The organism is Mucilaginibacter frigoritolerans (assembly GCF_007830615.1).
GTDB lineage: Bacteria > Bacteroidota > Bacteroidia > Sphingobacteriales > Sphingobacteriaceae > Mucilaginibacter > Mucilaginibacter frigoritolerans.
This window is the reverse complement of record NZ_VLLI01000007.1, coordinates 224,466-239,058: the sequence shown is the minus strand read 5'-3', so window position 1 is coordinate 239,058 and position 14,593 is coordinate 224,466. Positions and strand designations below refer to the sequence as shown.

Sequence of the window (14,593 nt, the reverse complement as noted above, 5' to 3'; positions counted from 1 at the left end):
AAAACCGAAGATTAAGATACAATAATCAGGATGAATTTATAACCTATTTATCCCGGCCCTTCTCAACTGTTTATTTTTATTTTATATCCTAAGCCCCGAACTGTTTCCAACCAATCGGGCGGTGCAAAGGTATTTAGCTTTTTCCTGATGTTTTTAATGTGGGCATCAATGTAATTTGAATCATAATCATCATTTATAATGCTACCCCAAATATGTTCACTTAACTGAGAACGCGACAAGGTGCGGTTTTTGTGTAAAATGAGGTACGCTATCAGATCAAATTCTTTTTTGGTAATGGTATTAACTTCTGAATTATAATAGGAAATGGTTCGATCGGTAAGGTTAATTAAAAAACCGCCCAGGTCAATTAAATTTTGTTTTAAACCAAATTTACGGCGGGTAATAGCCTGCATACGGCTTTGTAGCTCTAATAATGAAAAGGGTTTGGGCAGATAATCGTCCGCGCCCAGATCCAAGCCTTTAATGCGGTCATATACTTCTGCACGAGCTGTTAAAATAATACAAACAGCATCTGGGTTGTGTTTTTTGGCTTCTTTTAATAAATCCAAACCATCGTAATCAGGCAAACCAAGATCAATTAAAATAAAATCGTACAGGTTAATCCCGATTTTTTCGGATGCAGTAGCGCCGTTATAGCAAACCTCGCAGATGTAATTATATTTAGTCAGGAAAATTTCGAGTTCAGCTGCCAGGGCTTTTTCATCTTCAATTATCAAAACATTCATAATTGATTTAATAAAAGAGGTAAAAGAATGTCAGGTTAAAAAATACCTCATGCCTGTTTTTTAATGCCCCCTCCACATTAACAGGTATAGAGTATTTCCACGATGCTTCAAAAGTATAATGGGGTCTGTTATAAGCTATTGGTAATTTAACGCTATAATTAAGAGCATTAAATCTTCCGTTATCGTAATGCGGCGACTTATCTCCGTCAAATGTAGGCGGTGGTAATTCTTCCAGACTTAATTTATCAGGATTATCTACCGAGTAGCGTTGAACAAAATTCTGGGTTCCAAATATGGCACTGATTGTGGGATTAAATGAAAGGTAGTCTTTATCATCAAAAATACTCCAGCTAGTTTCAAAATATTTAGATGTACTGAAGGTGATAAAATAATCATTAGCGTCGCCAAATAAATAATCGCCGGTAATACTTGATTTGGCAAATTTCCAGTCGAACGTATTTTTTAAATTTATATCATTTGATGATGCCGATTTGATTACTGCGGCAGCATCTTTATTGAAAATAAATCGTGTATAGCTAATAGTGCCTGAAAACTTTTTGGAATAATTGAATAAATACCCGGCGCCTACATCAACCTCATCAACTAAAGGATTGTAGCCTAAAACTTTGTATATAGCTGTATATAAAAAGAATCCTGTTTTGGTGTTGTAAATTGCATCAGCACTCATAAACGGATACTTAATAGGACCGGTTCGGCCAAAAAATTGAATATCGCTGCCGTAATTTACACCTACTGATACAGATCTTTTTTTGAATACGGTATCGGTATCGGCAGTTAAATGGGCTTGTTTATCTGTATCGGCAAAAAATGAAGATTTTACCGTAGCAGCATTTACAGCATTACAAATCAGAAAAAGCAATACGAAAAAGTATCTCATTAATATTCAATAAACGGTTGCTGGTGTTGTTAATTGCCACTTCTTCTGGGAATTTCAGGCGGTCTTTCCATCCCTTCGGGCCGGCGTTGTCGCTTGGGCTTCGGTTTTGGGGTTGTTGCCGTATTATCCCCAGGTTCAATTTTTTCAGGCTTTGGCTGTTTCTTAGCCTTTGCCACTTCCTTTATCTTCTTATCCTGATCCTGTTTTTTTGTATTTTTTGTATTTATAGTATCTATTAAAATTTCTTTAATAGGCAAACTTATCTCTAATGTATTAGAAATAACAGAAAAACGATTGTTTTTTATTTTTGCAGACGATAAACATGGCGCAAATATCAATAATACTACAATATACGCAAGCCACTTTATCATTGAGAAGAAGAAAAAGTATTAAAAAGTTTCAAATAGAATTGCTATAAACAGTTTACCTGGTTAATTATCAAATTGCTAAAGGCAATATTAATTATATTAAATATAAAAAATGATTGCGTTTGGCTTCGCTAATTTTTTAATACTGATTTGAATATTATAATTGGGGTTTTATTAGGTATTGAAAAAATTTATACCGTACAAAACCAATGTTAAGTTGCTAAATTTAAATCATATACCTGCTAATGAGGTGTGTTTTATATTAATTAGTTAAGCTTATATCTTTTGAGGTATAAACCCTATCATGATCATCAACGATGATGCACGCCAGTTGATTTAGTTTATTTATTAAATATAAGCCTGCATTTATACCCATTGACATTACCGGAGTTGCCATTGAATCGGCAAGTTCAGCACTTGGGCTTATTATGCTCACACTTTTAATGCCGCTAACCGGGAATCCTTTTTTAGGGTTAATGGTATTTAATTGCTTATTGCTTATTGCCGCAGTATATTTCTGTGTATTTACTGAAGTAGCCACAGACATGTTGCTTATATTAACATTAGCAAAAGAATGTGCCTTTTGTGATGGATCTGCAGTTGCAATGGTCCACGGTTCATTATTGGGCTGTAACCCCCAGGCAAGTAAATCACCACCGGCATTGATAACACCGCTGCTTACTCCCTGCATTTGCAGAATGTATTTAGCTCTGTCAGCAGCATAGCCACGGCTGTTGGTTCCAAAGCCTATACGCATGCCCTTCTCTTTCAAAAAAACAGTTTGTTCTTTTGCATCAAGCACTACACTTTGATAATTTACACGGCTCAATGATTTTTTTACAGCAACCTTGGTGGTATTATCAGGGTCGGTAGTATCTTTCTCCGCAGTATAATAAGTAACATCAAATGCCCCAAAGGTAAGCGCTGATATTTCCAGTGAGCGGTTGATTAATCTGAAAATTTCAGCAGTTGTTTTTATAGGGCTTATGCCTGCATTACGGTTAATTTCATTAACAGCGCTATCATCACTAAAAGTGCTTAATAGTTTTTCAACGCGATTTATTTCGGCAATTGCATCGTCAATACGCTCATCGGCCCAATCCGGGTTATTTCCCACTACACTAATTTCAAACTGATCTCCCATCAAACGAACAGTACGTCTGAAAATAACTGACTTGGGTGCTAAAGTTTTTATTGCTAACATAAGCTCAACGTTTTATACGATAATGTATTCTTTCACAATACAACTTAACTATTTAGGGGAAAGAGAGAGTTGTTACTGTACGATACTAAAGTATAGGGGCTTTATGAAATTAAGATGAAAAGGGGGGTTTTATAAATGTAAAAAGCCTGATAAGTGTTTATATGACACTAACCTTATAATTAACAGGATCACTTGAAAATATAACAGCCTCTTTAACATATTGCTAAAGAGGCTGAGATTATATAAATTTTATATGATGCTTATTAAGCAACAGTGCCTTCTTTTAATTTTTCCGCATTTTCTGCAAACTGTAGCGCTTCCATAATATCCTGTAAATCGCCATTCATTACACCTGGCAGGTTATAAATAGTTAAGCCGATACGGTGCTCGGTTAAACGTCCTTGAGGGTAATTATAGGTACGTACCTTAGCAGAACGGTCGCCTGTTGAAACCATGGTTTTGCGTTTTTTAGAGGTTATTTCCAGGTGCTTTTGCAGCTCCATTTCGTAAACCCTTGAACGTAATACCTGCAACGCTTTATCGTAGTTTTTTAACTGTGATTTTTGATCCTGACACTGGGCAACAATACCTGTAGGTAAGTGTGTTAACCTTACAGCAGAATAAGTGGTATTTACCGACTGACCACCCGGACCCGATGCGCAGAATAAATCTTTGCGGATATCGCTTACTTGTAAATCAATATCAAATTCATCCACTTCAGGTAATACCACTACGGTTGCTGCAGAGGTATGTACACGGCCCTGGGTTTCTGTATCGGGTACACGTTGTACACGGTGCACACCCGATTCATATTTTAAATTACCGTAAGCGTCTTCTGCATTTACGTTAAATACAATTTCTTTATAACCGCCTGATGTACCTTCAGTATAATCAACCAGCTCGGTTTTCCAGCCGCGTCTTTCACAATAGCGCATGTACATACGGTATAAATCGCCTGCAAAAAGTGCAGCTTCATCACCACCGGTACCACCGCGAATTTCAATAATGGCATTTTTAGAATCTTCAGGATCTTTAGGGATCAGCATCAGACGGATGGTTTCTTCCATCTCTTCCTGTTGGCCCAAAAGCTCATCCAACTCACCTTTGGCCATTTCGCGAAACTCTTCATCCTTTTCGGTAGCTAATATCTGTTTATTGCTATCGATATTGCTCATAATGTTGCGGTAGATATTATACTGATCCACAACCTTAGCCAAATCCTTATATTCTTTATTAAGCTGGGCAAAACGTTTCATGTCAGCCATGGCATCAGGGCTGCTCAACTCATTTTCTACATCTTTCCAGCGTTTATATATCGCCTCTAATTTCTCTAACATATTATCAATTGAAAATTTATTGCAAACTGCGATCCGCTTTTATAAAAACAAATATTAAGGTAAAAGGCAAATCCCGGTTATACAAAAAGCCTACAAAAGTACGCATTTTTGAACAATATTAATTCATCCATGTGTAAAGAGAATGAGCCACTTTCCTCTTTGGAAGGTTAAAGCTGATTTATGCCGTATTCGGCGAGTAAATTAATATCGGGATCCACAACTACCACCGGGTTGGTTGATGATGGGAACTGTACCATGGTGTATTTATCTTTTACGCTGATGGTTTGCAATTGGCCATTAATGGCTATTTGAAGTGGAAATTCATAAAGCACATTCTGGTTTTGGACAATATTAACGTTGATGATACCCTTATCAGCATCATATTTCCAGGTGACATCTAATTTAGGGTGACCTGCCGTATAAAGCCATTGTTTAAAAAATTGCTCCAGATTTTGCCCGCTAGTCTGCTCCATCACCCGGCGCAAATCATCGGTATTGGCATTGCTGCCATTGTATTGGGCGTAGTAGTTACGGATGCCTTTCCAAAAAATATCATCGCCCAGTTTGCGCCTTAACATGTGCAATACCCAGCCTCCTTTTTGGTAGCTGTTGGCGTTAAGTAACTGCATGTAGTTGTCTTTTACAGCAGTATCAACAACAGGTGTCAATCTTCTTTTCTCAAATTTTAATACGGTTACCCTGTCAGCTTTTTCACGTTTTTTTAAAGTGTCGGTACCGTATTTATTTTCGAGGTAGAGGTTAGTCATATAGGTGGCAAAGCCTTCACTAAGCCACAGGTGAGCAAAGCTTTTCTCGCTGGCGCCATCGCCAAACCACTGGTGAGCAATTTCATGTGCCATTAGTTCTTCAATACCTTTGCTGGTTACTGAATTTTCAAAATAGAAAATAGCACCGGCATTTTCCATGCCGCCAAATATGGTTTTTGACTGTACATTGGCTAATTTCTCGTAAGCATAAGGCCCCACATTTTTGATGTAAAATGGAAGAATATCTTTTGCTACAGCATAGCTCTTAAAGCCTGCTTCTTTACTCTCCGGGAAAACATAAGTATAAACCGGGATCTGGCCAACATTTCCAGGCTGATCAATAGCGAACTCAGCCACGCCAATAACCATTACTTTGGTTGGCAGGGGGACAGCTTCTTTCCAGTGGGTGTATTTTAAATTGCCCTGAATGTTCTTTTCTTCAACCTTTAATCCGTTTGATACTACCTGATAATGATCTGGCGCGGTAACTTCAAAGTCGACAGTAGCCTTATCTGCCGGGTAATCGGCGCAGGGCACCCAATTGTGGGCGCGGTTGGGCCAGTTGTCGCCAAAAAAAGTGCGGTGACCATATTGATTGGTTGATATAATCAATCCATCAGCCGGAATGCCCTGGTAAGTAATAGTATAAGTATGCAGACTGTTAGTTTTGGCTACGGTATTGATATTTACCACATTACTATCCTGCACAAAAGAGATATTTTTACCATTTTCTTTTATTGTTGAAACCAGCATTCCGTTGCCATCGCTTTTGGTTTTAACCAGGTTAAGCTGAAAGGTGTTTGAACTTTTTAAAAACTTAACAGTGACCGCAGCTTTCCCCTTAATAGTATCGTTCTGATCGCTTAAACGGATAGCAAAAGTATAATGCTGAACATCGATGGAAGCCAGTTGAGTCTGCGCCTTAACAGACAAACCACACAAAAGCATAAAAAGGAAATATAAGCCTCTTTTTATATAAGCCATTATTTATAAGATTTTGGTATTAACCTGAATATCTGCAACCCCAATTTATTCTACCCCAAAAGCACATCCCCAACCATTCCGGCTATGAACTATCAACCATCCACTATGAACTAATGCTCTACTTCCACCTGAAGCTTTTGATCAATATATCTACATCCTTTTTTACAAAGGTGAGTACAGGCTGAATGGAATCGAGGCGGGGTTCGTTATTAAAATACAGTGCTCCGCGGATGTAATTTCTGGTACTGTCTGTTAAATAAAATTGGATTGATGAAGCCGCATTGCCATCAATGGTGTAATAAATACCATAAATTTTTCTGTCCGGATAATAGATAACACCCTGGTCAATAGAGCTGGCCTTGACTGTATGTTTAAAGCTTAGTTTGTGGGCATCTTCTATTAATTCATCAAATTCTTTTTGAGAAAGTACGTGTTCGTAACTTAAGTGCAGTGTTCCGTTAAATTGCGGAAATTGCATGTTGAGCCAATATGGTTTTGCATCCGGCTTTTTATCCGGTTCAATATATGCGTATTTTGGATACACAAATGTGAAAGGAGCAGAAGCTACATATTGCTGATAATCTTTTTTGGGGAAAACAATGCGGTAAAAGCCCCTTGGCTTGGGTGCATAATCATGATTACCACTGCATGAGGCAAAAAGCAAAAGAGCTAATACCAGTATTCCTAAATATTTCATGGATGTTTTGCTTTTTCGGTCCATATTTCCCAACCTTTTTCTGCCTGCAATATTAACATTTCATGTCCGTTTTTTATAATGGCTCCTTTTTCTTCTCCTTTTTTTAAAAACAAGGTTTTTTCGGGATTGTAAATCAGATCATAAAGCAAATGCTGATCCGTAATAGCCTCATACGGTATGGGCGGGTATTCATCCACATTTGGCGATGTTCCCAGCGGTGTAGTATTAATTATCAAGGGGTGGGTTTTGATATGGTGCGGCTTTAAATCCTTAAAAAGTAAATTATTGCCAAGCGGTTTGCGGGTAACCACTTTAAAATCGATACCCAAACTTTCCAATACACATTTTACGGCCCGGGCAGCACCGCCATCGCCTAAAACCAAAGCCTTGTCATGATAATCCTTCAATAAGGGCCTTAATGACATTTCAAAACCGTAAATATCGGTATTAAAACCTTCCAGCCGGAAATCATGGCCCTTTACGCCAATCTCGCCCGAAAATGCAGCTTCTACCGGACTTTCGGATGTAATGCGGATACAATTAACCGCGCCGGCAGATTTAGCATCAGGCTCAATCCAATCCAGGTATTTCAGCACGCTTATTTTATGCGGGATGGTTACATTTAGTCCGCAAAGATCAGGATTGGCCTTTAACAGCGCAGGTAGCCCGCTGATATGCTCTAAAGGATAAATGTTATATTCAGAAGCCGGGATCAATTCCCTTTCAAACTTATCAGTAAAGTATTTTTTTGAAAAGGAGTGCGAAAGCGGGTAGCCTATTAGTCCGTATTGTTTCATTCTTTTTTAGATATGAGAATTGAGATATGAGCATTGAGACAATAATCCCGGTTACTCACAGCTCAATACTTTCAAACCGTAATAATAGCAAGAAAACAATTGAGTTTGATTATTGATTTGTAAAGAATGGAAAGCGAGTAGGGTTTTCTTTACCTTTCCTCTCCGCCTGTTCAAGTGTGGACACTTGAATGGGCGTTGGGCTGTTTAAAAAGTTACCGTTGCACTAATCTATTTTTGCTACTTCCATTTTTTCTGGTGTGTTTAATAAAAAAGCCCGCTAATTAATTAGCAGGCCTTCTATTATTTGTTTGAGATTATTAACCTCAAAATTAAATTTAATCAGCTTATTTAGCTACGTACATTACTTCCTTAACGGCTTTAATAACACGCTCAGGATTTGGAAGATATTCTTGTATCAATGTAGGAGCATAAGGCAATGGAACATCACCACCCATAATACGTAATACCGGAGCATCTAAATAATCAAATGCATCTTTCTGTACCTTAAAGGCAACTTCAGTAGCGATAGAACCTAATGGCCAGCTTTCTTCAACAATTACCAAACGGTTTGTTTTTTTAACAGAGCTGATAACGGTATCATAATCAATAGGACGAACGGTACGTAAGTCGATCACTTCTGCACTGATGCCTTCTTTTTCAAGTTCGGCAGCAGCAGCAATAACCACTTTCATTATTTTACCAAAGCCTACCAAAGTTACATCGGTACCTTCTTTAACAACTTTAGCTTTACCAATTTCAATATAGTAAGTCTCTTCAGGCACTTCACCTTTATCGCCGTACATTAATTCTGATTCCATAAAAATAACCGGATCAGGATCAATAATGGCTGATTTTAATAAACCTTTTGCATCATATGGATTTGATGGAACAATCACTTTTAAGCCCGGGCAGTTAGCATACCAGTTTTCAAAACACTGGCTGTGCTGAGAGCTTAACATACCTGCATTACCGGTTGGGCCACGGAAAACGATAGGAACAGAAAACTGTCCGCCGCTCATCGACATGATTTTAGCTGCACCATTAATAATTTGGTCAATAGCCACTAACGAGAAGTTAAAGGTCATGAACTCAATAATAGGGCGTAAACCATTCATAGCCGAACCGATACCGATACCGGCAAAACCAGCTTCAGAGATAGGAGTATCAATTACACGTTTCTCGCCAAACTCATCAAGCATACCCTGACTTACTTTGTAGGCACCATTGTACTGGGCAACTTCTTCGCCCATAAGGTATATCTTATCATCCTTGCGCATTTCTTCGGACATTGCTTCACGAAGCGCTTCCCTGAACTGTATTTCTCTCATTGTGTTGTTAAATGCTATTTTTTGCGAACGCAAATATAATCACTAATGTGTGATTTGCAATTCCCCCAGAGTAAGAGTTCTGTTTTATACCATTAAAGATAAATATTTTACAAAAGTTTAATACATTTAAACCTCCAACCCATCACAAATGAAATTCCCATCAATAAAAAACTTAACTGATAATGCAGTAAATACCTTTAAACGGTTTCCGTTTGAAAGTTTATTTGCACTTACCGGCACTATTGCAGCTACAATTTACATAAACAGTGACGAACAATTGTCATATTCATTTTACACTAAAATAATAATGACAGCTAATTTGGGGCTACTTTTAAGTCTTGCGGTAACTTTGTTTGTTGAAAGCAAAGGCTCAAAAAAGCAGCTGCTGGCCAGACTTATTACAGCCTTAGTCGCCGGATGTATCCTATTTACCTTTCACCCACAATTAAGAACTATCGATACTATCCGTTTCTTTTTGTTAAGTCTTGCATTCCACCTTTTAGTGGCTTTTGCAGCCTTTACAGCAAAAGGGCATATTCAGGGTTTCTGGCAGTTTAATAAAACGTTGTTTTTACGTTTTTTAGCTAGCATGCTTTATAGCGTAGTATTATATCTTGGACTTGCCGCAGCATTATCTGCCAGTAACTTTTTATTCAGCCTGCACATTGATTACAAGTTGTACGGAATACTTTTTGCATGGATAGCGGGTGTCTTTAATACCATCTTTTTCCTCGCAGGTGTACCTTCAAATACTGCAAAACTGGATGAGGATAATTCTTATCCAAAAGGATTGAAAGTTTTTACGCAATATGTGCTTATCCCTTTAGCCTCTGTATACGTTATAATTCTGCTGGCTTATGAAGCGAAAATCTTAATTCTGTGGAGTCTCCCGAAAGGCCTGGTATCGAATCTTATTTTAGGCTATGCTGTTTTCGGCATACTATCCATATTATTGATCTACCCCCTGCGGAATCAGGAAGAAAACAAATGGATAAAGACCTATGCCCGCAGTTTTTACTTTTTATTGATTCCGCTACTGATATTACTTTTCCTGGCAGTATTTAGTCGAATTATCCCTTATGGAATAACATCATGGCGTTATTTCTTAATTGTACTGGCAGCGTGGTTACTTTTTATCACTATTTATTTCTTGCTATCGCGAAAGCAAAACATCAAAATTATTCCCCTTTCGCTATGCGTCATAACTATGTTAACTGTTTATGGTCCGCAAAGTGCTATTTCAGTTTCCCAATATTCGCAGCGTCACAAATTGACTGGTATTTTTAAAAAATATGGCGCCTATAACAACGGCAAATTCTCATCTTTAAGCAAAGCCAAGTTAAATAGTAAAGACGCGGAGGAGGCCATTGGTAAATTAAATTATTTTGTTTATGACAATGAAATTTCAGGCCTGCAGCCTGTTTTAGATAAGGATATCAGTAAAGTTATTGACTCTTTAAACAAAAAGCTCGATACCACAAACCACTCCACAAAAAGAAAGCGCACCTATATAAATGAGTATGAATTAAAAAACGAAGAAATAGATTGGGTTACAGACTACCTGGGCCTAAGTAAGTTTAAAAATGGTTCATTACCAGGAGTAACTAATTATTCATTCGAAGCTGAAAACCAAATGCTATCAACAAAAGGAGTTGACTATGTATTAAGCCTAGATTATATGGTTACAGATCCCTCAACTACTCCTTATATGGTGGAGGATAATATGAAGGTAAAACAAAATGTAAGAGCCGATAATGTTTATACGCTTTATATAAATAATGAAACGGTATCATTTGATATTATAGCTATTGCAGATAGCTTAAAGTTGTTTGCTAATAAACAAAAACAAAACGATAAAGATATTTATGATAGAACTTTCAAATTACCTAATCAAACGCTGGCTTTTACAAAACAAACTAAATTCTTTAAAGTAACCTTGCAGATAAAAAATTTGCATTTTAGTGTTGCAGACCAAATCAATATTGGACAAGTTGACGGGATATATTTAATCAGCACATTAAAGTAACTAAACAAAGAAAGCGGGGATCAAAAATCTCCGCTTTCTTTTTCAACTGCATATCGCCCACTGCTAACTATTCCTTTCTCTCCCCCTTCATTTTCGAGGCTATTTGCAATGCCTTGTAGGCATTTACAATACCACCGGTTTTTGAAAGGGTTGTAAAATCAACTTTTTCGGTTTTTGAACCTGGCTTTAAAACCATAGTACCCGTTAATGGCGTGGCTGATTCTAAAATGGCATGTTTTACCTGGCTGGCGCTTAGTTCCGGATAATATTCCAAAATCAGCGCAGCAATACCAGCCACTATTGGCGATGAAAAGCTGGTACCATCGGCAGTATTAAATTCAGCATCTTCATCAATAGACGTAACTTTTACGCCGGGCGCAAAAATATCTACATTGTTTTTACCGTAGTTGCTAAATTCAGCAGCCAGTTTTTCATCCAGCTTTGGACCAGAAGCACCAACGCTGATCACATTATCAGTGGTGGTTCCGTCTAAATAAGTATCATTAGGGAACTGTGGTGTTTTGTCAACATCCTGGTTATCATTGCCTGATGCCATTACCAGCAAAACATCGTGCGCGGCGGCATATTTAAAAGCTTCGTCAACCCAGTCTTTATGCGGTGATACCTTTTTGCCAAAGCTCATATTAACCACTTTAGCACCGTGATCAACCGCGAAATGGATGGCATTGGCAATATCCTTATCATATTCATCGCCATTAGGCACCGCTTTTATCGACATTATGCGCACATTATCTGCAACACCATCAATTCCGTAGCCATTGTTACGCACAGCGCCTATCAGCCCTGCTACACCTGTACCGTGTGATGCATCGGGTGTTTTAATTACGTTGTTACCATAAGGTTTGCCATCGTTCACATCCGGATCATCGCCAACGATTTTTGCACGGGCATCCAGATCAGGGTTAATACTGTTGTTTTGTTTGGCGTAATATTCGGTAATGTCCTTCAATATTTTAGCATTGTCGGTGCCACCGCCAATCTGTGCAAAAACCGATTGCCATACTGCTTTACTCTGGACTATGGTATCATTGGCTGTGGTAATCCTATCCAGATCCTTCTGATTAAAAGTTTGATCAGAGCCCAGTTTCAGCTCTCTTTTGACATAACCATTGGTAATCGAAAGTACATTTACTTCGTTAGATAAATCTTTAATTTCAGCCTGAGCTTTGGTATAGGTTGAGTCGTAATTAGCCTTTACACTTTGCCAAAAAGCAAATTCTTTTTCTTTACCTGCAGGGGCCGTGGTTACATTTTCGTATTGGCCTTTCAGCTTAAAGTATTGCCTCACTTCTTCGGTAGTTTCGGTAAAATCAACTTTCCCATCCTTTCCGCCTAAAAAGTCCCAGCCATGCACATCATCTACAAAACCATCATGATCGTCATCAATTCCATTACCCGGAATTTCTTTGGCATTTACCCATAAAATACTTTTCAGGTCGGTTTGGTTGGTATCAATACCACTGTCAATAGTGGTAACAACAACTGTTTTGCTTTTCTTTCCTTTCAAAAATAAGTAGGCCTGATTTAAGCTGATGCCATAAAAGCCATCTGTTTTTAGATCCATTTGGTGCCAGGTTTTCGGTGGATCGGGTTCCGTTTTCGGTATTTCCTGCCCGGAAGCATTCAGACTAAAGAACAATGCCCCGCATAATATGGAGCTTAAGGTGTAGTTGCGTAGTTTATTCATATTGGTTGATTGGGTGAATGGTTGATTAAGAGAATGGTTGTTAACTTAATCAACCTAATCAACCATTCACCATAAAATTATAAATCAAATTTAATTCCTTGTGCCAAGGGTAACGTTTTTGAATAATTAATAGTATTAGTTTGTCTGCGCATATACACTTTCCAAGCATCAGAGCCCGATTCGCGACCTCCGCCGGTTTCTTTTTCTCCACCAAAAGCGCCGCCAATTTCTGCCCCCGATGTACCTATATTCACATTGGCAATGCCGCAGTCAGAACCACCTGCAGATAAAAATTGTTCTGCCTCGCGTAAATTTCCTGTCATTATTGCTGATGACAATCCTTGCGGAACGCCGTTTTGCAGGGCGATGGCTTCATCAAGTGTTTTATATTTGATAAGATACAGGATAGGTGCAAAAGTTTCATGCTGCACAATCTGATAATGATTTTCAACCTCAGCCACACATGGTTTCACATAACAACCAGAGATATACTGATCGCCTGATAGTGCCCCGCCTTCAACCGCAAATTTTCCACCCTCAACTTTACATTTTTCAATCGAAGCAAGGTATAACATTACTGCATCTTTATCAATCAGTGGCCCCATGTGGTTGTTTTCATCCAGCGGGTTACCGATACGGATCTGCTTGTAGGCGTTTACCAGTTTTTGTTTAAAAGACTCATAAACACTTTCGTGGATGATAAGCCTGCGGGTACTGGTGCAACGCTGACCGGCAGTACCAACAGCACCAAACACAGCTCCAATAAGCGCCATATCCAAATCGGCATCTTCGGTAATAATAATGGCATTGTTGCCGCCCAATTCCAGCAAGCTTTTGCCTAACCTGGCGCCAACTGCTGCACTAACAGCTTTACCCATGCGGGTTGAGCCAGTGGCTGATACTAATGGGATCCGGGTATCATTGGCCATTAACTCGCCAACTTCCCTGTCGCCAATTAACAGGCAGCTTACGCCCTCGTCAACATTATGTTTCTTAAATACTTCCTGCGCTATATGCTGGCAGGCAATAGCCGTAAGCGGTGTTTTTTCTGATGGTTTCCAAATGCATACATCACCGCAAACCCAAGCCAGCATAGCATTCCAGCTCCATACGGCTACCGGAAAATTAAATGCCGAAATAACCCCTACAATACCTAAAGGATGGTATTGCTCGTACATGCGATGCTGCGGACGCTCACTGTGCATCGTCAAGCCATATAGCTGGCGACTAAGGCCAACCGCAAAATCGGCAATGTCAATCATCTCCTGTACCTCGCCGTAGCCTTCCTGCAGGCTTTTGCCCATCTCGTAGGATACCAGTTTACCCAGGTCTTCCTTTTTATCGCGCAAAGCATTGCCAATCTCTCTTACAATTTCACCACGCTTAGGAGCGGGGATAGTGCGCCAGCTAACAAAGGCTTTGGCGGCCTGTCCAACAACCTGGTTATAGTTGGCAGCATCAGCCACTTTTACCGATGCTATTTTTTTACCATCAACCGGCGATACAATATCTTTTACAAGGGCATTATTACTGCTGCCCCACTTATTGCCTGTACTAAAGGCATCATTTATGTCGTTTATATGTAAACGATTAAGAATATCTGCTATATTAAGACTCATAATTGTTACTTTTGCCAAAGGTAAAAATCTTTAAGGCAATTTATTATTAACTCATCCTTTGCCAGCAAAATGATTCACATTAATTATCAAGGCTTTGTATTAACACCTGTTAAC

12 protein-coding genes are annotated in these 14,593 nt (G+C 38.7%); 1 reads left to right on the top strand and 11 read right to left on the bottom strand.

Going from position 1 to position 14,593, the window contains the following annotated elements; all coding sequences use genetic code 11:
* Positions 1-62 precede the first annotated feature (62 nt).
* From JN11_RS13445 to JN11_RS13405, 9 genes are all read right to left on the bottom strand, one after another.
* The gene (locus JN11_RS13445) at positions 63-746 is read right to left on the bottom strand and encodes a response regulator transcription factor (RefSeq protein ID WP_144913321.1); all 684 of its coding nucleotides are present in this window, start codon (positions 744-746) and stop codon (positions 63-65) included.
* A 7-nt stretch (positions 747-753) separates the two neighbouring features.
* Positions 754-1,644, bottom strand: a complete 891-nt coding sequence (locus tag JN11_RS13440) for a hypothetical protein (RefSeq protein WP_144913320.1) — start codon at positions 1,642-1,644, stop codon at positions 754-756.
* A gap of 29 nt (positions 1,645-1,673) precedes the next feature.
* Positions 1,674-2,015 (bottom strand): hypothetical protein, encoded by a 342-nt coding sequence (locus JN11_RS13435; RefSeq protein WP_144913318.1) that lies wholly within the window; start codon positions 2,013-2,015, stop codon positions 1,674-1,676.
* A 259-nt stretch (positions 2,016-2,274) separates the two neighbouring features.
* The gene (locus JN11_RS13430; RefSeq protein ID WP_144913316.1) at positions 2,275-3,216 is read right to left on the bottom strand and encodes an FAD:protein FMN transferase; all 942 of its coding nucleotides are present in this window, start codon (positions 3,214-3,216) and stop codon (positions 2,275-2,277) included.
* A 263-nt stretch (positions 3,217-3,479) separates the two neighbouring features.
* The gene (gene prfA, locus JN11_RS13425) at positions 3,480-4,553 is read right to left on the bottom strand and encodes a peptide chain release factor 1 (RefSeq protein WP_144913315.1); all 1,074 of its coding nucleotides are present in this window, start codon (positions 4,551-4,553) and stop codon (positions 3,480-3,482) included.
* Positions 4,554-4,720: 167 nt separating this feature from the next.
* Entirely contained in the window at positions 4,721-6,304 is a 1,584-nt protein-coding gene (locus tag JN11_RS13420; RefSeq protein WP_144913313.1) for a M1 family metallopeptidase, read from the bottom strand.
* 118 nt (positions 6,305-6,422) lie between these two features.
* Positions 6,423-7,001, bottom strand: coding sequence for a gliding motility lipoprotein GldD (gldD, locus tag JN11_RS13415; protein ID WP_246139006.1), 579 nt, complete (start codon positions 6,999-7,001; stop codon positions 6,423-6,425).
* A complete protein-coding gene (locus JN11_RS13410) occupies positions 6,998-7,798 on the bottom strand; it encodes a shikimate dehydrogenase family protein (RefSeq protein ID WP_144913310.1) in 801 nt (266 codons plus the stop codon). Before JN11_RS13410 ends, gldD begins: the two co-directional genes overlap by 4 nt.
* 344 nt (positions 7,799-8,142) lie before the next feature.
* Positions 8,143-9,144, bottom strand: a complete 1,002-nt coding sequence (locus JN11_RS13405) for a pyruvate dehydrogenase complex E1 component subunit beta (protein ID WP_262713283.1) — start codon at positions 9,142-9,144, stop codon at positions 8,143-8,145.
* A gap of 130 nt (positions 9,145-9,274) precedes the next feature.
* Here JN11_RS13405 and JN11_RS13400 point away from each other — a divergent pair, with 130 nt between their 5' ends.
* Positions 9,275-11,152 (top strand): DUF4153 domain-containing protein, encoded by a 1,878-nt coding sequence (locus JN11_RS13400; protein ID WP_144913307.1) that lies wholly within the window; start codon positions 9,275-9,277, stop codon positions 11,150-11,152.
* Between the two features lie 67 nt (positions 11,153-11,219).
* Here JN11_RS13400 and JN11_RS13395 read toward each other — a convergent pair whose 3' ends face one another.
* Together JN11_RS13395 and amaB are read right to left on the bottom strand one after the other, a co-directional pair.
* A complete protein-coding gene (locus JN11_RS13395) occupies positions 11,220-12,860 on the bottom strand; it encodes a S8 family serine peptidase (protein WP_144913305.1) in 1,641 nt (546 codons plus the stop codon).
* 77 nt (positions 12,861-12,937) lie between these two features.
* Positions 12,938-14,479 carry an L-piperidine-6-carboxylate dehydrogenase gene (amaB, locus tag JN11_RS13390; RefSeq protein WP_144913304.1) on the bottom strand — a complete coding sequence of 514 codons (1,542 nt, stop codon included), beginning with the start codon at positions 14,477-14,479 and terminating at the stop codon, positions 12,938-12,940.
* Positions 14,480-14,593 lie beyond the last annotated feature (114 nt).